General features: G+C 57.2%; 18 protein-coding genes. 11 read left to right on the top strand and 7 right to left on the bottom strand.

Annotated elements, in window-relative coordinates:
• Positions 1 to 151: 151 nt before the first annotated feature.
• The 6 genes from AB5Y76_RS06335 to AB5Y76_RS06310 form a co-directional block, all read right to left on the bottom strand.
• Positions 152 to 373, bottom strand: coding sequence for a DUF2835 family protein (locus tag AB5Y76_RS06335; RefSeq protein WP_005351919.1), 222 nt, complete (start codon positions 371 to 373; stop codon positions 152 to 154).
• Between the two features lie 67 nt (positions 374 to 440).
• A complete protein-coding gene (pepN, locus tag AB5Y76_RS06330) occupies positions 441 to 3,065 on the bottom strand; it encodes an aminopeptidase N (protein WP_368177695.1) in 2,625 nt (874 codons plus the stop codon).
• 144 nt (positions 3,066 to 3,209) lie between these two features.
• Positions 3,210 to 5,225, bottom strand: a complete 2,016-nt coding sequence (prc, locus tag AB5Y76_RS06325) for a carboxy terminal-processing peptidase (protein WP_263718567.1) — start codon at positions 5,223 to 5,225, stop codon at positions 3,210 to 3,212.
• Positions 5,226 to 5,233: 8 nt separating this feature from the next.
• A complete protein-coding gene (gene proQ / locus AB5Y76_RS06320; RefSeq protein WP_005351923.1) occupies positions 5,234 to 5,872 on the bottom strand; it encodes an RNA chaperone ProQ in 639 nt (212 codons plus the stop codon).
• Between the two features lie 102 nt (positions 5,873 to 5,974).
• On the bottom strand, positions 5,975 to 6,433 hold the full coding sequence (locus AB5Y76_RS06315; protein WP_005360536.1) for a GAF domain-containing protein: 459 nt from the start codon (positions 6,431 to 6,433) through the stop codon (positions 5,975 to 5,977).
• 93 nt (positions 6,434 to 6,526) lie between these two features.
• The gene (locus tag AB5Y76_RS06310; protein ID WP_263718568.1) at positions 6,527 to 6,988 is read right to left on the bottom strand and encodes a hypothetical protein; all 462 of its coding nucleotides are present in this window, start codon (positions 6,986 to 6,988) and stop codon (positions 6,527 to 6,529) included.
• Positions 6,989 to 7,269: 281 nt separating this feature from the next.
• Between AB5Y76_RS06310 and ccoN the strand changes: the two genes are divergently transcribed.
• The 11 genes from ccoN to ttcA all read left to right on the top strand — a co-directional run bounded on the left by ccoN (position 7,270) and on the right by ttcA (position 17,513).
• Positions 7,270 to 8,694, top strand: a complete 1,425-nt coding sequence (gene ccoN, locus AB5Y76_RS06305) for a cytochrome-c oxidase, cbb3-type subunit I (protein WP_005360548.1) — start codon at positions 7,270 to 7,272, stop codon at positions 8,692 to 8,694.
• A 16-nt stretch (positions 8,695 to 8,710) separates the two neighbouring features.
• On the top strand, positions 8,711 to 9,325 hold the full coding sequence (gene ccoO, locus AB5Y76_RS06300; protein WP_005336618.1) for a cytochrome-c oxidase, cbb3-type subunit II: 615 nt from the start codon (positions 8,711 to 8,713) through the stop codon (positions 9,323 to 9,325).
• A gap of 10 nt (positions 9,326 to 9,335) precedes the next feature.
• Positions 9,336 to 9,515, top strand: a complete 180-nt coding sequence (locus tag AB5Y76_RS06295) for a CcoQ/FixQ family Cbb3-type cytochrome c oxidase assembly chaperone (RefSeq protein ID WP_005336620.1) — start codon at positions 9,336 to 9,338, stop codon at positions 9,513 to 9,515.
• Positions 9,515 to 10,498, top strand: coding sequence for a cytochrome-c oxidase, cbb3-type subunit III (gene ccoP, locus AB5Y76_RS06290; protein WP_019446377.1), 984 nt, complete (start codon positions 9,515 to 9,517; stop codon positions 10,496 to 10,498). The genes AB5Y76_RS06295 and ccoP overlap by 1 nt, the downstream gene beginning before the upstream one ends.
• Positions 10,499 to 10,638: 140 nt before the next feature.
• A complete protein-coding gene (locus AB5Y76_RS06285) occupies positions 10,639 to 11,139 on the top strand; it encodes a FixH family protein (RefSeq protein ID WP_043820362.1) in 501 nt (166 codons plus the stop codon).
• An 86-nt stretch (positions 11,140 to 11,225) separates the two neighbouring features.
• Positions 11,226 to 13,610, top strand: coding sequence for a heavy metal translocating P-type ATPase (locus AB5Y76_RS06280; RefSeq protein ID WP_263718569.1), 2,385 nt, complete (start codon positions 11,226 to 11,228; stop codon positions 13,608 to 13,610).
• Between the two features lie 138 nt (positions 13,611 to 13,748).
• Entirely contained in the window at positions 13,749 to 13,937 is a 189-nt protein-coding gene (gene ccoS / locus AB5Y76_RS06275) for a cbb3-type cytochrome oxidase assembly protein CcoS (protein ID WP_005336630.1), read from the top strand.
• Complete coding sequence (locus AB5Y76_RS06270) at positions 13,921 to 14,607, top strand: sulfite exporter TauE/SafE family protein (RefSeq protein ID WP_005336631.1); 687 nt, start codon at positions 13,921 to 13,923, stop codon at positions 14,605 to 14,607. Before ccoS ends, AB5Y76_RS06270 begins: the two co-directional genes overlap by 17 nt.
• Before the next feature lie 68 nt (positions 14,608 to 14,675).
• Positions 14,676 to 15,431, top strand: coding sequence for an FNR family transcription factor (locus tag AB5Y76_RS06265; protein WP_005351934.1), 756 nt, complete (start codon positions 14,676 to 14,678; stop codon positions 15,429 to 15,431).
• A 151-nt stretch (positions 15,432 to 15,582) separates the two neighbouring features.
• A complete protein-coding gene (uspE, locus tag AB5Y76_RS06260; protein ID WP_263718570.1) occupies positions 15,583 to 16,530 on the top strand; it encodes a universal stress protein UspE in 948 nt (315 codons plus the stop codon).
• Between the two features lie 74 nt (positions 16,531 to 16,604).
• Positions 16,605 to 17,513 carry a tRNA 2-thiocytidine(32) synthetase TtcA gene (gene ttcA / locus AB5Y76_RS06255; RefSeq protein WP_005336634.1) on the top strand — a complete coding sequence of 303 codons (909 nt, stop codon included), beginning with the start codon at positions 16,605 to 16,607 and terminating at the stop codon, positions 17,511 to 17,513.
• 74 nt (positions 17,514 to 17,587) lie between these two features.
• On the opposite strand, the gene AB5Y76_RS06250 is transcribed toward ttcA, so the two are convergent.
• On the bottom strand, positions 17,588 to 17,791 hold a 204-nt coding region (locus AB5Y76_RS06250; RefSeq protein WP_069566697.1), incomplete at its 5' end, for an integrase core domain-containing protein.

Genomic DNA, 17,791 nt, shown 5'->3' with positions numbered 1-17,791 from the left:
GATGTTAAAAACAAGGTGCAGATCACGGCTTAAACTGTGAGAAATTTTGCAAATAACCAAAAATACAGAAATTCCCACTACCTTTGTGCCAGTTTACCGGATAGATAGTGACGCAAAGCAGATAAACAGTCGGTAATCTGTTCGATTTTTGTTAATTTATGCGTTCGAGGCTGATAAAGCGGTAATCGTCCTGGGTTTTCAGCCGAAAATAGCCATGCACACCATTGATGGCGACAAAGGGGCGTATTTTTTCTATGCCAAGTTCCAGGGTCAATCCCTGTTCGCTGCGCACCACCAGCCGTCTGGCATGGCCCTGATACATCAGCATCACCTCATCGCTATTCAATGAGAGCCGAAAAGTAAACTGCTTCACGCTTGCTCCTGATCACACGGCACATCAATGTGGGGCAGGAGCGTTAACGCCCCTGCCCCGTCGACAGTTACTGCTGCAGCGCCTTGCTTACCTTCTCGAACAGATCCCGTGCCAACCCCTCAAGGTTGGCAAGACGGGTCAGCTCGGCGCGGATCAGGGCCTTGCGCGCCTCATCCAGTCGCTTGAACTGGATAAGCGGCGTGATGAGACGGGAGGCCACCTGCGGATTCACCTCGTTGAGCTCGATCAGCAGATCGGTCAGGAAGCGGTAACCGCTGCCATCCACCGCATGGAACTGCACCTGATTGCTCATGGCGAAGCTGCCGATCAGCGCCCGCAGCCGGTTCGGATTGCGAATGCTGAAAGTGGGGTGACTCATCGCCTGTTTCACTTCACTCAGCACATCGGCAGCCGGTTTGCTGCCAATCAGCCGCAGCCAGTTGTCCAGCACCAGTCCATCCTTGGCCCACTTGCCTTCAAAATCGGCCAGCAGCGCAGCGCGGCATGGCAACAGATAGCCGTTGGCCACCTGCAGCGCCGCCAGGGTATCGGTCATGTTGTCAGCAGTTGCATACTGCTCGCGCACCAGCGCATCGGCATGCTCCGCATCCAGCGCCGCCAGATAGCCGAGCACGACCCCTTTGAGGGCCCGTTTGGCCATATCGGCATGCACCACCTGATAACCGTTCAGACGCAGGCTTTGATAGATCTCCGCCAAACGCGCGCCAAAGGCCTCGGCAAGACGGGTGTGGATCGCGTCGCGCACCTGATGGATGGCATCGATATCAGCCACCTCGAACAGCTCGGCCAGGGTCGCCTCACCGGGCAGCGCCAGGATCTCCGCCTTGAGGGCCAAATCGAGATCACTATCGTCCAGAATGGCGACGAAGGCGGCCAGCAAGGTTTGGGAGAGCTCAACCCCCTGCCCGTGCTGTACCCGCGCTACCCCGTCGATGACCGCCTTGTTGATCAGCATCTGGGCCGCATCCCAGCGGGCAAACTCGTTGCGGGCAAAGCGCATCAGAAAGGCGAGCGCTTCGTCGCTGTAGTCATAGTGCAGCTTGACCGGCGCGGAGAAGTCCCGCAGCAGGGAGGGAACCGGTTTGACCGGCACCCGATCGAATTCGAAAGTCTGCTCCGCTTCCAGCACGTCGAGCACGTTGCCGATGGCCTTGCCCTGATACTGCAGCGCAATGACGGCACCTTGTTCGTCATAAAGCTCGATGTCGAGAGGGATATGCAGCGGCAGCTTCTGCGGTTGATCCTGGGTCGGCGGGGTATGCTGGCTCACATGGAGGCGATAGATACCGCTGGCGGCATCGTACTCGTCGGTCACGGTCAGCTCGGGGGTGCCGGACTGGCTATACCAGCGACGGAAACGACCGAGATCCACACCGGAAGCATCCTCCATCGCCTGCACGAAATCATCACAGGTTGCGGCCGAGCCGTCGTGACGCTCGAAGTAGAGACGCATACCGGCCTGGAAGGCATCTTCCCCCAGCAGGGTGTGCATCATGCGGATCACTTCCGACCCCTTCTCATAGACGGTCAGGGTGTAGAAGTTGTTCATCTCGATCACCACATCCGGACGGATCGGGTGCGCCATGGGGCCGGCATCTTCCGCAAACTGCGGGCCGCGCATGGTACGCACGTTGTTGATGCGGTTGACGCCACGGGAGCCCAGATCGGAGGAGAACTCCTGATCCCGGAATACCGTCAGCCCCTCTTTCAGGCTGAGCTGGAACCAGTCACGACAGGTGACGCGGTTGCCGGTCCAGTTGTGGAAATATTCGTGGCCGATCACCCGTTCGATACCATGGTAGTCGCTGTCAGTGGCGGTGGCCGGATTGGCCAGCACGAACTTGGAGTTGAAGATGTTAAGCCCCTTGTTCTCCATGGCGCCCATATTGAAGAAGTCCACCGCGACGATCATGTAGATGTCGAGATCATACTCGAGACCGAAACGCTGTTCGTCCCAACGCATGGAGTTGATGAGGCTCTCCATGGCAAAACCGGCGCGATCGAGGTTGCCCTTGTCGACGAAGATCTCGAGGGCCACTTTGCGGCCGCTCTTGGTGGTGTAGTGGCTGCGCTCCACATCGAAATCACCGGCCACCAGCGCAAACAGGTAGCTCGGTTTGGGGAAAGGATCCTGCCACTGCACGAAGTGACGGCCGCCATCCAGATCACCGCTGTCGACCTTGTTGCCGTTGGAGAGCAGGAAGGGAAACTGGGCTTTGTCGGCGGTAATGCGGGTGCTGTAACGCGCCAGAATGTCGGGGCGGTCCAGATAATAGGTGATGCGGCGAAAGCCCTCCGCTTCACACTGGGTGCAGTAGGCATCGCCAGACTTGTAAAGCCCTTCCAGCGCGGTGTTGGCGGCCGGATCCAGCAAAGTGACAATGGTCAGCACACATTCGGCCGGCAGGTTGAACAGGGTCAGACTGCTCTCGCCTTGCTCGTAGTGGTCACAGGGAATGCCATCAATGGCAACGCTTTTGAGGGTCAGCTGCTCACCATCGAGGACGAGCGGCGCATTGTGCTCGCCGTTGCGGCGAATGCGAGTGATGGCGGTGACCTGGGTCAGCGGCTCCTGCAGTTGGAAATCGAGGTCGATGGTGTCGATCCAGTAGAGCGGCGCCTGATAATCCTGGCGATATTTGGCCGTCATGGCCTGGGAGTGATCGGTCATTATTGTCTGCTTCCACGCTTGTTAAAGGCGAGAAAGAGGCTGTCACAACCAACTGGCGGGGTCAAACAATTTGCATTACGTCAGATACGCCAGACAAAAAGAAAGGGCGACCGCAGTCGCCCTTGTGCATTGGAGGTCGCCTTGTCAGCTGCGTTTGCTGACCTTGGCCAGATCTGCCGTGATATTGGCCGCTTCGATGAGATACTCATCGGGCGCTTCAAAATCAGCGGGCAGTTCATCCAGACTCTTCACCGCCGGCTTGCCAAGACGTGCCAGACGCTCGTTGGTACGTTTGAGCGCTTTCTCATCCTGTTTCGCCTGCTCTGCAACACGCTCCGCCTCGTTGAGGGAGACCGACTTCTTGTCTTTCTCCTCCTTGTAGTCGGCGATGTCCTGCATCACATAGGCAAACTCGGGATCCTTGGCGATCCGGGCATCGTGCGCCGCCTGCAACTTGGGCAATACGCTGGCGAAGTTGCCGAGTTTCTCGTAGTTGGCGGAGGCAATCTTGTCCCACGGCAACGCATTGAACTCACGGCTTTCGCCCGTCTCTTCCGGAGCAACCGGTGTCGGGAAGCTGATATCCGGCGCAACGCCCTTGTTCTGGGTGCTGCCACCGTCGATCCGGTAGAACTTGGCGATGGTGTACTGCACGTGACCGAGCGGCTGCTCGTAGAAGTCATAGACCTTGGCGAGGCTGCGATGCTGCTGCACCGTCCCCTTGCCGAACGAGTTTTCACCCAGAATCAACGCGCGGCCATAATCCTGCATGGCGGCAGCGAAGATCTCGGAGGCAGAGGCACTGTAGCGGTCGATCATCACCGACATGGGGCCGCCGTAGTAGACGTTGCCATCGTCATCGCCATTGACCGTGATACGGCCCATGTGATCACGAATTTGCACCACGGGACCGCTGGCAAAGAAGAGACCGCTGAGGGCGGAAGCTTCGGTCAGGGCGCCGCCGCCGTTACCGCGCAGATCAATGATCAAGCCATCGATCTTCTTCTTGTTCAGGCTGGAGAGCTCCTTGATCACGTCGTCATGCAGATTGACGTAGAAACTGGGGATCTCGATGACACCAATCTTCTTGCCTTCGGCGTTAATCACCTTGGACTTGGCTGCCCGGTCTTCAAGGCGCACCTTGTCGCGGGTCAGCTCGATCTGCTCAGTCTTGGCGGTTGCGCCCTTGCCGCGCTGGATCTCCAGCTTGACCTTGCTCCCCTTAGGCCCCTTGATGAGCTCGACCACGTCATCAAGACGCCAGCCGATCACATCGACAATATTGCCATCTTCCTGCCCTACCCCGGTGATCTTGTCATCGGGTTTGAGGTGGTTAGATTTGGCAGCCGGGCCACCGGGCACCAGAGAACGGATGACGGTAAAGTCATCTTCCGCCTGCAACACGGCACCAATCCCCTCCAGTGAGAGGTTCATCTCGGTGTTGAAACGATCGGCACTGCGCGGTGAGAGGTAACTGGTGTGCGGTTCGATGGCACGAGCGAAGGAGTTCATGAAGAGCTGGAAGACATCCTCGCTCTCGGTCTGGGACATCCGCTTGATGGCGTTGTTGTAACGCTTGCCAAGCAGCTCCTTGATCTCGGGCCACTCCTTGCCGCTGAGCTTGAGACTCAGGGCATCGAACTTGACCCGCTGACGCCACAGCTCGTTGAGCTCTGCTTCATCTTTGGGCCAAGCCGCCCCTTCCCGATCAAACACATAGTTGTCGGTCTGGGTAAAATCGAAAGGAGTATCAAGCAGTTTGAGGGCGTATTCGAACCGCTCATAACGCCGCTGCTGACTCAGGTTGAACATCTCGTAGGCGGGAGCCAGACGGCCTCTTTCGAGGTCGGTGTCAAAACCGTTACGGTACTTTTCAAAACGGCTGATATCAGAGGCCAAAAACAGGTTGCGGCTGTAGTCCAGATTCTCCAGATATTTATCGAAAATCACGGAGGAAAAGGCATCGTCCAGCTTGAACTGTTTGTAGTGCGAGCGGGTAAACAGATTGGTAATTCGCTTGCTGGCCGTAGCATGTTGGCTCTCTTGAGCCAACACAGGCAAATCACTCTCCTTGAGCACCGGCTCGATGGCCTGTGCAAACCCGGCAAGCGCCAGGCTACAGGCAACGAGGGAAAAACGAATTACGCCATGCTTCAACATTTGTCTCCTTAGAGAACCAAGTGCTCTGATTTGACCCGCACCATCATGCCGGTCTGCAGTTGGACCTGTACATCGTCCTTGGTTACTTCCTTGATGGTTGCCGGAACCGGGAATTTACCCATAACGACGCGCACATCCTGGCCCACTTTCAGCGTAGCGGCATCCACTTTAACCAGCGGAGCGTCAGCGACCGGTGCCTTGGCGGCAGCTTTTGGCTTGGCAGCTACATCAGCCTTCTCAGTTTTGCGCACAGCAGGACGACGGGGCTTCTTGGCCTTCTCATCCTTCTCTTTGGTATTGGTACGACGGCTGGCGAATACGCGCTCTTTGCTCTCTTTCAGAGCTTGCTTGGCGTGCTCGATGTGCTCTTCGGTCAGCAGCTCGCCCGGGTTGCCATCCAGATCAACGCGAGCCTGGCCAGCTTTGAGACCGTGCAGGTAGCGCCAGCTGGAGGTGTATTGACGCAGTGCGGAACGCAGCATGGTCTTGGAGACTCTGGCATCGTCAGCAAGACGCTCGGCCAAATCCTGGAAGATGCCAATCTTGAGCGGCTTGGCCTCTCCTTCAGCAACGAAGCAGGCCGGGAATTTCTCGACCAGGTAGGCAACGATCTCTTTACTGTTCTTCAGCTTCTCAGTGTTTTCCATGTATAACCTTGGCTTTCATATAAACGCACGGGCACGTCCCGAGCACAACAAAGGCCCCATTATAGAGAGCTTGGGGCCTTTTGCGAACCATCTAGCAATGACTTAGAGCATGCTTTCCAAAATTTGCACCGTTTCTTCGAGGCCAATCCGGTCTTGCTGGTCGAAACGGTTAAAAATCGGACTGTCGATATCGAGCACCCCGATGATCTCGCCACCACGGCGCACCGGGATCACGATTTCCGAGTTGCTCGCGCCATCGCAAGCGATGTGACCGTCGAACTGGTGGACATCGTCAATGAGCTGGGTTCTCCCCTCTGCCACTGCCGTACCACACACCCCGCGGCCGACCGGGATCCGCACGCAGGCCGGTTTGCCCTGAAATGGCCCCAATACCAGGGTCTCGCCCTGTAATAGATAAAAACCGACCCAGTTGATCTCCGCCAGCTCCTGATTAAGCAGCGCGGAGAGGTTGGCCAGATTGGCAATCAGATCGGTTTCCCCCTCCAGCAGCGCCTTGGCTTGCTGGTTGAGGGTGCGATAAAACGGTTGTTTTTCAATCATGATTAAATGAACTTCACTCCCTGATGGTTTGGGGAAGGTAACGCCTGGCCGGGAAATTTCAAATATTTTTTCCACTCCCCACCTCTTGCGCCGTTATTCCCGGGCAACGGAAAGCGCCAATTGCTGGCGTTGACCATTACTCCACTCGATATTTAACAACCAGATCATGACGGGTGATGTACAGCTCCCCACCTGGGTCACCCCCTGCCACTGTCCGTCTATTTCTTCAAAGCTCACCGGAATGGTACCCATAAACATATCTTTGCCTTCGAGTGTCGCTTTCACCGGTTTGATGGCCGGATCGCCGCCGGTAATAGCGATGGCAAAGTCATGTTCGGCGCGCAGCGGTAATTCCTTGATGGCGACCGTCAGCGGCTTGTCACCAATCAGCGCGCTGCAAGGTGTGTGGGAAAGATCACAAATCTGATCTTTTTTCTGGTCAGCAGAGACGCTGTTATCGGCCGAAAACCAGGTGCGATAGGCCATCAGCGTCAATAACAGCACCAATACCAGTACGAGGTGCAAAACTTTACGTGCGGTAAGTCTCTCTTTCATCAAAAACTGCCCGATTAAGATGCAATTAAAATAGTTTTTTGTGATCTCGAACAAGGTAAAAAACTGCCATATCGAGACCGGACGGAGCCAAATATATCACTGTTTATACTGTTATTTTACCTGTCACTTCAGTATCATTCCCATGCAGTTTTCATTTAGCCATCTTTTGCTTTTCCTTTCGTTAACAGATGTTAACAACTGGTCGGCGGTGGCTGATGAAGCCAGTCCGGTCCTCCGGATACAAAACCAAACAACAGCAGCATCGGAAGCGGAATATAACGATGAGCCATACAACTAACCATCCTGAGTACAACTACACCGTTGTTCGCCAGTTTACCGTCATGACGATTGTCTGGGGAATTGTCGGCATGTCGGTTGGCGTACTGATCGCAGCCCAGTTGATCTGGCCTGCCCTCAACTTCGAGACCCCGTGGCTGACTTACAGTCGTCTGCGGCCCCTCCATACCAACGCAGTGATCTTCGCCTTCGGCGTCAGTGCATTGATGGCCACCTCGTTTTACGTGGTGCAGCGCACCTGTCAAACCAGACTGTTTGGTGGCCCGCTGGCAACCTTCGTCTTCTGGGGTTGGCAAGCAATTATCCTCTCTGCCGCCATCTCTCTGCCGCTGGGTTTCACCTCCGCCAAAGAGTATGCCGAGCTGGAGTGGCCGATTGATATCGCCATCACTGTGGTATGGGTCGCCTATGCCATCGTCTTCTTCGGCACCCTGATGAAGCGCACCACCTCCCACATCTATGTGGCGAACTGGTTCTTCGGCGCCTTCATCATCACCGTTGCGGTGCTGCACATTGTCAACAACATGGAAGTGCCGCTCTCCGGCATGAAGTCCTACTCCATGTACTCCGGCGCCATGGACGCCATGGTGCAGTGGTGGTATGGCCACAACGCGGTAGGCTTCCTGCTGACCGCCGGTTTTCTGGGGATGATGTACTACTTCGTGCCCAAGCAGGCCGGTCGTCCGGTTTACTCCTATCGCCTCTCCATAGTGCACTTCTGGGCGCTGATCTCCCTCTATATCTGGGCCGGTCCGCACCACCTGCACTACACTGCACTGCCTGACTGGGCACAGTCCCTCGGCATGGTTATGTCCCTGATCCTGTTCGTACCCTCCTGGGGCGGTATGATCAACGGCATCATGACCCTCTCCGGTGCTTGGCACAAACTGCGTTATGACCCCATCCTGCGCTTCCTGATCGTCTCCCTCTCTTTCTACGGCATGTCGACCTTCGAAGGCCCGATGATGGCGATCAAAACTGTCAACGCCCTCTCCCACTACACCGACTGGACCGTCGGTCACGTGCACTCCGGTGCGCTGGGCTGGGTTGCCATGGTCTCCATCGGTGCTGTCTATCACCTGATCCCGAACCTGTTCGGCCAGGGCCGGATGTACAGCGTCAAGCTGATCAACGTTCACTTCTGGCTGGCGACCGTGGGCACCGTGCTCTACATCGTTGCCATGTGGATTTCAGGCGTGATGCAGGGCCTGATGTGGCGTGCAGTCAACGAAGATGGCACCCTGACCTACAGCTTCGTTGAAGCGTTGCAGGCATCCTATCCCTTCTATTTCGTGCGCTTCCTGGGTGGCTGCTTCTTCGTCACCGGCATGTTGCTGATGGCTTACAACGCCTATCGCACCATCACTGCGCCCAAAGGTTCTCTGGAACCTGTCGCCCAGCCAGCATGATTGAAGAGGTCAACCCATGAGCAACAATAACCGTCACGAAATATTTGAAAAAAGCGTTCCCATGCTGGTGGTCGGTATCATCTTCGCCATCAGTTTGGGGGGCCTGGTTGAAATCACCCCGCTGTTCTTCCAAAAGCAAACCACCGAGCCGGTGGAGGGCCTCAAGCCCTACACCGCTCTGCAGATGGAAGGGCGCGACATCTTCATTCGCGAAGGCTGCACCAACTGCCACAGCCAGATGATCCGTCCGTTCCGTGCCGAAACCGAGCGTTACGGTCACTACTCGGTCGCCGGTGAGAGCGTCTGGGAGCACCCCTTCCTGTGGGGCTCCAAGCGTACTGGTCCGGACTTGGCCCGTGTCGGTGGCCGCTACTCCGACGAGTGGCACAAGGTTCACCTGATCAACCCGCGCGATGTGGTACCGGAATCCAACATGCCCGCCTACCCCTGGCTTGATACCAATGTGCTGACTGGCGAGATGACGGCCAAGAAGCTAGCGCTGTTCCGCGATCACTTCGGTGTGCCCTATACCGACGCAGATATTCAGGGTGCTGGCGAAGCCGTCAAGGGCAAAACCGAGCTGGATGCGCTGGTGGCCTATCTGCAATCACTGGGTCATGCCCTGAAATAAGGAGGCGAAGATGGACTACGGCACATTTCGCGGTCTGTATACCCTGCTGTTGATGGCCATAATGATTGGCATCATCGTCTGGGCCTACAGCAAACGCCGCAAGACCTCTTTCGACGAGGCTGCCAATCTGGTTTTTGCCGATGATGAGCAACCCGGTGCTGATAAAAAGAACGCAGGAGCGAAACAATAATGAGCACTCTGTTTAGCATTTTTGTGACTGTCATCAGTCTGGGAACCATCCTCGGCTGCTTCTTGCTGCTGATGTGGTGCCGCAAGGACAAGATGGGTGTTGAAGAAGGCAAATCGATGGGTCACTCCTTCGATGGCATCGAGGAGATCAACAACCCGCTGCCGAAGTGGTGGACTTACATGTTCCTCTTCTTCATCGTCACCGGTCTGGTCTATCTGATCGCCTTCCCGGGGCTTGGCAACTTCAAAGGCCTGCTGGGCTGGCAAAGTTCCAACCAGGACGTGCGTTCGCTGGCTGAGTCCAAGGCTGCAACCGAATCGGCCAAGGCCGAAGGTCGCGCGGTGGAATACGACCGCGAGGTCGCCAAGGCTGACGAGATCTACGGCGCCAAGTTCCGTGAACTCACCTACGAAGCGGATGGCAAAACCTATCGTGCCATCACCGAGATCGCCAAGGATCCGGAAGCCCTGAAAGTGGGTCAGCGTCTGTTCCTGCAGAACTGCTCCCAGTGCCACGGCTCCGATGCCCGCGGTGGCCGAGGCTTCCCGAACCTGACCGATAGCGAATGGCAATGGGGCGGCCAGCCTGATCAAATCAAGACCACCATCATGGGCGGTCGTCAGGGGATCATGGCTGCCTGGGGTGAAATCCTCGGCAAAGATGGTGTTCAGGAAGTGGCCTCCTATGTGCTGAGCCTCTCCGGTCGCAAGGTCGACCTGGTGGAAGCGAAGAAAGGTGAAGCACGCTTTGCCATCTGCGCAGCCTGCCACGGGGCCGATGCCAAGGGCGGTGTTGCCGTCGGTGCGCCAGATCTGACCAACAACACCTGGCTCTACGGTGGCTCCCGCGAAGTGGTGGTACAAACCATCACCCACGGTCGTCACGGCGTGATGCCAGCCTGGAAAGACATTCTGGGTGAGGACAAGGTTCACCTGCTGGCCTCCTACGTTTACAGCCTGTCTCATCAACAGTCTGCCAAATAAGGTTCGCCCGTAACGTTGTAACATGTGATAAACACGTGATTACACAGCAAAAAGCCTCGACTCCTCGAGGCTTTTTGTTATCTTGTGTTGCGTAAAAACCATCTTCCACGTTAATCATTCGTTTCATGGCAGTAGCAATCATGACCCAACCTCTATCCAAACCGTGGTATCGCCAATTCTGGCCCTGGTTTATCATCGCCCTCCCCACTGCCGCCGTGGTCGGCAGCATCGCCACCGCCATCATCGCCAGCAAGGATGGGGTCAATCTGGTGGCCGAGGACTATTACAAACAAGGGAAAGAGATCAATCAGGACTTGAGCAAGTTTGACCGCTCCGAAGCGCTCAATATCCGCTTTGGACTGGAGGTTGACGGCAACGAGCTGACTCTCAAACCCATCAGCGGCGATATTCCTGCCGGGCAAGCTCTCTATCTCTCGTTGTTCCACCCGACCTTGGCCGGTCAGGACAGCGAACACATGATCACCGCCGATGCGAGCGGCACCTATCGCCTCCATTTCGACAAGCCGCTGGTCGGCAAGTGGCACATTCGGGTCGATGCCTTCGATCATGAGTGGCGATTGCAAGAGACCGTCCAGCTGCCCACCTTGGCCCCTGTCGAACTCGACCCGAAAGGACGCTAAGCCATGACCGGCTGTTCTCACTGTGGCGAGCCGGTTCTCGCCAGCGCACCTGCTGCTTGCATTCTGCATTCAGGGGGGCATCAATCATGACCCCCTGCTTTCACTGTGGCGAGCCGGTACCCGCCAATAGTGGCTATTCCCTCGAGATAAAGGGGATTGTTCGCCCCATGTGCTGCCCCGGCTGTCAGGCGGTGGCAGAAACCATCATGGAGTGCGGCCTCGCCAGTTACTACGATCACCGCACCGCTCCCGGCACCAAGGGGGATCTGGTGCCCGAGGAGCTGGCCGCCCTCACCCACTACGATCTGGCAGAAGTGCAACAGGAGTTTGTCACCGACAGCGGTACCCTTCGCGAAATCCAGCTGACAGTTGAAGGGCTCACCTGCGCCGCCTGTGCCTGGCTTATCGAACGCCACCTGATGACCCTTGGCGGCCTGCGCTACATCAACGTCAACACCACCACCCACCGGGCCCGCATCAAGTGGGATCCGGACCAGCTCTCCCTGAGTGACATCCTCAAGGGATTTGCCCAGATCGGCTATCGCGCCTATCCGTTCCAGACCCATCAACAGGAGGCGCTCTACGCCAAAGAGGTGCGCAGCTATATGTTCCGGCTGGCACTGGCGGGGCTGGGCTCGATGCAGGTGATGATGTGCGCCGTGGCCCTCTACATGGATCTCTTCATCAGCGTTGAAGATGAGTTCATGGTCTACTTCAAGTGGATAAGCCTGTTGCTCTCCACCCCCATCATGATCTACTCGGCCCAGCCCTTTTATGTGGGTGCCTGGCGCAGCCTGAAACAGGGTCACTTGTCGATGGATGTGTCGGTGTCGCTGGCGCTGATCGGGGCTTTTATCGCCTCCATGTGGGCCACCGTGTTCAATACCGGTGAGGTCTATTACGACTCCATCACCATGTTCGTCTTCTTCCTGCTGCTGGGGCGCTTTCTCGAGTTGCGGGCCCGGCGCAAGGCGTCGGAATCGAGCTCCAACCTGGCCAGACTGGTGCCCATCATGGCGACCCGCATCGATGATGAAGGGGAGCATGAGGTAGCGGCCAAGACCTTGCAGGTCGGCGATCGGGTACGGGTGCTGGCCGGAGCAACCTTGCCAGCTGACGGCATCATTGTCGAAGGGCAAGCCAGCCTCAACGAATCCATGCTGACCGGCGAACAGCTGCCCCTGCTTAAACAGCGCGGTGAGCAGGTCTATGCCGGCACCATCAACACGGATGCGCCGCTGCAGATCCGGGTCAGCCACCGTATCGAAGAGTCGCGGATCGCCCAGATCATGCGGCTGCAGGATCACGCCCTTGATGACAAACCGGCCATCGCCCAGATGGCGGATCAGCTGTCACGCCACTTTATTCTGGTGCTGCTGATCATTGCCGCCGCGGTCTGGACCTTCTGGCACTTCCATCAACCGGATCAGGCGTTCTGGGTCACCCTCGCCGTGCTGGTGGCCACCTGCCCCTGTGCCCTGTCACTCGCGACCCCGACGGCACTGACCTCGGCCACAGCCAATCTAACCCGCAACGGCATTCTGCTGCGCCGTGGTCATGTGCTGGACGTGCTGACCAAGGCCAACCGGATCGTGATGGACAAGACCGGCACCCTGACCACAGGGGAGATCAGTCTGACAGGCACCACCACCTTGGCAGAGATGGACGAGACGCACTGCCTCGCCATCGCTCGGGCCATGGAGGCGCAATCCGAACACCCGATTGCCCGCGCCTTCCGGCTGCCCGCCGACAGTATCAGTGTGCTGCCATCCGCCCGCGAGATCACCCCGGTCATCGGTCACGGCATAACAGCGCTGGTGAATGGCGTACGCTACCGCATCGGCAGTGCCCGCTGGCTTGGGCTGGATCCGGCGCAAGAGCATGGTCGCGGTCTGGCTATCTATCTGGCCGACGAGCAGCAGGTATTGGCCCGCTTCAATCTGGAAGATACCCTGCGCCCCGATGCCAGGGCGCTGATCGCGGCATTCAAGGCAGCAGGTCTGCAAACTACCGTGCTGACTGGCGACAGCTCTTTGCAGGCAGACGAGATTGCCCGCGAGCTGGGCGTGGATGAGCTGGTCAAGGGGGTCTCGCCCGATGGCAAGCTGGCCTATCTCAAGGCTCGTGAAGCCGAAGGTGATATCAGCATCATGGTGGGCGATGGTATCAACGACGCCCCGGTACTGGCTGGCGCTCACGCCTCGTTTGCCATGGCTGGTGGCACCGATCTGGCGAAAAACAGCGCCGATGCCATCCTGCTGGCCGATGACCTGAGCCGACTGCTCGAGGCCAGAGTGCTGGCAATGCGTACCCGCAAGATCATCATCGAGAACTTCGCCTGGTCCATCGGTTACAACCTGCTGGTGCTGCCGCTGGCAGCCTGCGGCTGGCTCCCCCCCTATCTGGCGGCGGCGGGCATGTCGCTCAGTTCACTCATCGTGGTAACCAACTCCATGCGCCTCAACCGATGAGGCTGGTGGCGGAAAATAGCTGAAAATGTGGCCTGCCTCCGATGCAGGCCACATTTCTAACTGATAGCGGCTGGCCCCCTGCCCGAACAGGGTTACCATAGGGGACGCTTGCCAAGGATGAACGCCAAGGTACCTCTCATGAATATAATTTTTGTCCTGATCCCCATCGCCATCCTGTTTGTGATCATCGCCGGGGTCGTCTTCTTCTGGGCCATTCGCTCCGAGCAGTTTGAAGATCTCGACCGGCAGGGTTCCAACATCCTGTTTGACGAAGAGCAACCTGCCCACAAACCCGTAAAGCCTGCTGACCATGACCCACAACCTTGATCTGGCCGGCGCCCTGCTGGTCGGACTGGCAGGCTCAGCCCACTGTATCGGCATGTGTGGGGGTGTCTCTGCCGCGCTCTCCATGGCGATCCCCGCCAACAAGCAGCATTTTTGGGGGCGACTCGCCTATCTGCTCAACTACAACCTCGGCCGGATCCTGAGCTATGTCATTGCTGGTGCCCTGGTGGGCGGCCTGCTCGCCACCACCAGCGAGTTGGGCGCTGGCAAACACGCCATCGCCGGATTGCGTCTCGTAGCTGCGTTATTAATGATTGCGCTCGGCCTTTATCTGGCGGGCTGGTGGCAAGGGATCTTGCTGCTGGAGCGGCTCGGCGCAAGACTTTGGCCCCGTATCAAACCGCTGGCGGGTAAATTTATCCCCTTCACCTCACCGCTGCAGGCATTGCCCTTTGGCATGGTGTGGGGTTGGCTCCCCTGCGGGCTGGTCTACTCCATGCTGACCTGGAGCGCAGCGGCCGGTTCGGCCAGCGGCGGGGCGCTCATCATGCTCTTTTTTGGTCTCGGCACCCTGCCCACCCTGTTTGCGTTGGGAGGGCTTGCCGATCGCCTGAGATACTGGCTCACCCTGCGCAGTTTGCGCCTTGGCGGTGCCCTGCTGCTCATTTTGTTCGGGGTGCATACCTTCTGGATTGGCATTGCTTCCTTTTGAAACCCTATCCAAAACGGATGAGTTGATGGTAAACTTGTTTGATATAAATCAATTATTCGTATGAGCCTATGATCCCGGAAAAGAAACCTGGCAGACGTATCCAGAGCGGTGGCTGTGCAATTCATTGCCAGGATTGCAGCATCAGTCAGCTCTGTATTCCCTTCACTCTGAACGACAACGAGCTTGATCAGCTGGACAGCATCATCGAGCGCAAGAAGCCGATCCAGAAGGGTGAAGAGCTGTTCAAGGCTGGCGATGAGTTCAAATCGCTCTATGCCATCCGTTCCGGGACCATCAAGTCTTACACCATCACCGAGCAAGGGGATGAGCAGATCACCGCGTTCCACCTCGCTGGCGATCTGGTCGGTTTTGATGCCATCAACAAGCAGGCCCACCCCTCCTTCGCACAGGCGCTGGAAACGGCCATGGTGTGCGAGATCCCGTTTGAAGTGTTGGATGATCTCTCCGGCAAGATGCCCAAACTGCGCCAGCAGATCATGCGTCTGATGAGCAGCGAAATTATGGGCGATCAGGAGATGATCCTGCTGCTCTCCAAGAAGAATGCCGAAGAGCGCCTCGCCGCCTTCCTGCACAATCTGTCGGTACGCTTCTCCGAGCGCGGTTTCTCCGCCAAGGAGTTCCGTCTCTCCATGACCCGTGGTGACATTGGCAACTATCTGGGGCTGACCGTTGAGACCATCAGTCGTCTGCTCGGCCGTTTCCAGAAGTCCGGTCTCATCAGCGTTAAAGGCAAATACATTACCGTGCTGGATCAGGTCGCCCTTGGCATGATGGCCGGAGCCACTCGCCCGCCCTGCGGCTGATTTTTCCGCTTACCCTCCAGCTTTTCTCCTGCTTTCCCTGCCGGATCCTTTCCTCTGGAATGTGATCCGGTACGTTCCCCATACCCTCCTCCTGCGCTAAGCTGTAATGGCTAAGATTCTGCTGTCATTGGACTTTTCCAAGGAGGAGAAGATGGTCAAATATCAGAATATTCTGGTGGTTATCAATCCAGAAGAGGAGCGTCAAATCGCCCTCGAACGGGCAGTCAAAGTCGCCGAGCTGGACGAAAACGCCCATCTGACCCTGCTGCTCACCATCTATGACTTCTCGTATGAAATGACCGCCATGCTCTCGGTGGACGAGCGGCAAGAGATGCGCGACGGCGTCATTTCACAGCGACGTGAGTGGCTGGACGAGATCCTGACCCCCTATCGGGCACAGGGGATCGAATGCGAAGTGAAGGTGGTCTGGCACAATCGCCCCTTCGAGTGTGTCATTCAGGAAGTGCTGGAGCAGCGCCACGATCTGGTGGTCAAAGCCACTCACCACCACAGCTTCCTGCAAACTTTCATCTTTACCCCCACCGACTGGCACCTGCTGCGCAAATGCCCCTGTCCGGTGCTGCTGGTCAAGGAGGGTCACTGGCAACGGGGCGGCAACATCATCGCCGCCATCAACTGCTCAAGCGACGATCCGGATCAGAAACTGCTCAACGAACGGATCACCCAGGAGGGAAGCGACATCGCCGAACTACTGGGCTCCAACCTCTATCTGGTCAACACCTACCCTGGCACCCCGGTCAACGTGGCCATCGAGCTGCCGGAGTTTGATCCCAACGCCTACAATGAAGCGATCCGCAAACACCACGAAAGCCTGCTGCTGAGGCATGCCGACAAGTTCGGGATCGGTCATCTCTGGACCCGGGTAGCAGAGGGGCTACCGGAAGAGGTGTTGCCGGATATGGCCGAAGAGCTCAAGGCGACCCTGATGATCATGGGCTGCGTCGGCCGTACCGGGCTTTCTGCTGCTCTGCTCGGCAATACCGCCGAACATGTGATTGACCGCCTCTCCTGCGACATCCTGATCCTCAAACCGGCGGACTACAGCTGCCCGGTCGACAGTCGTCGCAATCAATCATAAGGTGCCTGGCACCTTGCCCTCCCCCGGGACATGGCTATAATAACGCGCTTATTTGTGTCCCGGGTTTTACGAGCATGCTAGAAGAGCTGAACGCCAAAGAAAAATACAGTTTTAACAAACTGCAGAAGCGCCTGCGGCGCAACGTGGGTCAGGCCATTGCCGACTTCAACATGATTGAAGAGGGCGACAAGGTCATGGTCTGCCTCTCCGGCGGCAAGGACAGCTTCGGTATGCTCGACATACTGATGAGCCTCAAAGCCAGCGCCCCCATCCATTTCGATCTGGTTGCCGTCAACCTGGATCAGAAGCAGCCCGGCTTCCCCGAGCATGTGCTGCCCGAGTATCTGGATTCCCTCGGTATCGAGTACAAGATCGTCGAGGAAGATACCTACTCCATCGTCAAGGAGAAGGTACCGGAAGGCAAAACCACCTGCTCCCTCTGCTCACGGCTGCGCCGCGGTATTCTCTACCGCACCGCCCAGGAGCTGGGTTGCACCAAGATTGCCCTTGGCCACCACCGCGACGACATCCTCGAGACCCTGTTCCTCAACATGTTCTACGGTGGCAAGCTCAAGTCCATGCCGCCCAAGCTAGTGAGCGACGATGGCAAGAACGTGGTGATCCGCCCGCTGGCCTACTGCAAAGAGAAGGATCTGATCCGCTACGCCGACGTCAAAGCCTTCCCCATCATTCCGTGCAACCTGTGCGGCTCGCAGGAGAACCTGCAGCGTCAGGCCATCAAGCAGATGATGCAGGATTGGGATCGCCGCTTCCCCGGTCGTATCGAGACCATGTTCACCGCCATTCAGGACGTGATCCCGAGCCACCTGCTCGATCACAAGCTGTTTGACTTCAAGAGTATCAACCGTGACTCCGGCATCATCGATGGCGGCGACAAGGCGTTTGATCCGCCCGAGATGCCAAAGGCGCCGCTGCTGGACATCGACGAGATGGACATGCTGGATGTGATTGAAGTGCGCTAAGCCGCCGTCACAGGGCAAACGCCACTGTCTAGTCCTGAAATAGGTTTACACATTTTCAACTAGCATTTCTCCACTCAGAACCCCCTATGTACCGCATCGGGGGTTCTGTATTTCAACGCATGATGCGGCCGCTCCGCGTTGTAAATATCCACCGCTTCACGCACCATTTCCCGCGCTTGCGTTAAATCCTGCGGGCTTTGCAACAATAACTCTCCTTTCAAAATCCCGTTCACCCGCTCCGCCAACGCATTCTGGTAACAGTCATACCCATCCGTCAT

Source organism: Aeromonas sp. R1-2 (assembly GCF_040908505.1).
Classification (GTDB): Bacteria; Pseudomonadota; Gammaproteobacteria; order Enterobacterales; family Aeromonadaceae; genus Aeromonas; species Aeromonas veronii.
This window is presented reverse-complemented; position numbering and strand designations above follow the sequence as displayed.

Excerpts from the sequence above, each read along its gene's own strand:
- pepN (WP_368177695.1), bottom strand. The coding sequence starts at position 3,065 with ATGACCGATCACTCCCAGGCCATGACGGCCAAATATCGCCAGGATTAT.
- prc (WP_263718567.1), bottom strand. The coding sequence starts at position 5,225 with ATGTTGAAGCATGGCGTAATTCGTTTTTCCCTCGTTGCCTGTAGCCTG.
- proQ (WP_005351923.1), bottom strand. The coding sequence starts at position 5,872 with ATGGAAAACACTGAGAAGCTGAAGAACAGTAAAGAGATCGTTGCCTAC.
- AB5Y76_RS06315 (WP_005360536.1), bottom strand. The coding sequence starts at position 6,433 with ATGATTGAAAAACAACCGTTTTATCGCACCCTCAACCAGCAAGCCAAG.
- AB5Y76_RS06310 (WP_263718568.1), bottom strand. The coding sequence starts at position 6,988 with ATGAAAGAGAGACTTACCGCACGTAAAGTTTTGCACCTCGTACTGGTA.
- ccoN (WP_005360548.1), top strand. The coding sequence starts at position 7,270 with ATGAGCCATACAACTAACCATCCTGAGTACAACTACACCGTTGTTCGC.
- ccoO (WP_005336618.1), top strand. The coding sequence starts at position 8,711 with ATGAGCAACAATAACCGTCACGAAATATTTGAAAAAAGCGTTCCCATG.
- AB5Y76_RS06295 (WP_005336620.1), top strand. The coding sequence starts at position 9,336 with ATGGACTACGGCACATTTCGCGGTCTGTATACCCTGCTGTTGATGGCC.
- ccoP (WP_019446377.1), top strand. The coding sequence starts at position 9,515 with ATGAGCACTCTGTTTAGCATTTTTGTGACTGTCATCAGTCTGGGAACC.
- AB5Y76_RS06285 (WP_043820362.1), top strand. The coding sequence starts at position 10,639 with ATGACCCAACCTCTATCCAAACCGTGGTATCGCCAATTCTGGCCCTGG.
- AB5Y76_RS06280 (WP_263718569.1), top strand. The coding sequence starts at position 11,226 with ATGACCCCCTGCTTTCACTGTGGCGAGCCGGTACCCGCCAATAGTGGC.
- ccoS (WP_005336630.1), top strand. The coding sequence starts at position 13,749 with ATGAATATAATTTTTGTCCTGATCCCCATCGCCATCCTGTTTGTGATC.
- AB5Y76_RS06270 (WP_005336631.1), top strand. The coding sequence starts at position 13,921 with ATGACCCACAACCTTGATCTGGCCGGCGCCCTGCTGGTCGGACTGGCA.
- AB5Y76_RS06265 (WP_005351934.1), top strand. The coding sequence starts at position 14,676 with ATGATCCCGGAAAAGAAACCTGGCAGACGTATCCAGAGCGGTGGCTGT.
- uspE (WP_263718570.1), top strand. The coding sequence starts at position 15,583 with ATGGTCAAATATCAGAATATTCTGGTGGTTATCAATCCAGAAGAGGAG.
- ttcA (WP_005336634.1), top strand. The coding sequence starts at position 16,605 with ATGCTAGAAGAGCTGAACGCCAAAGAAAAATACAGTTTTAACAAACTG.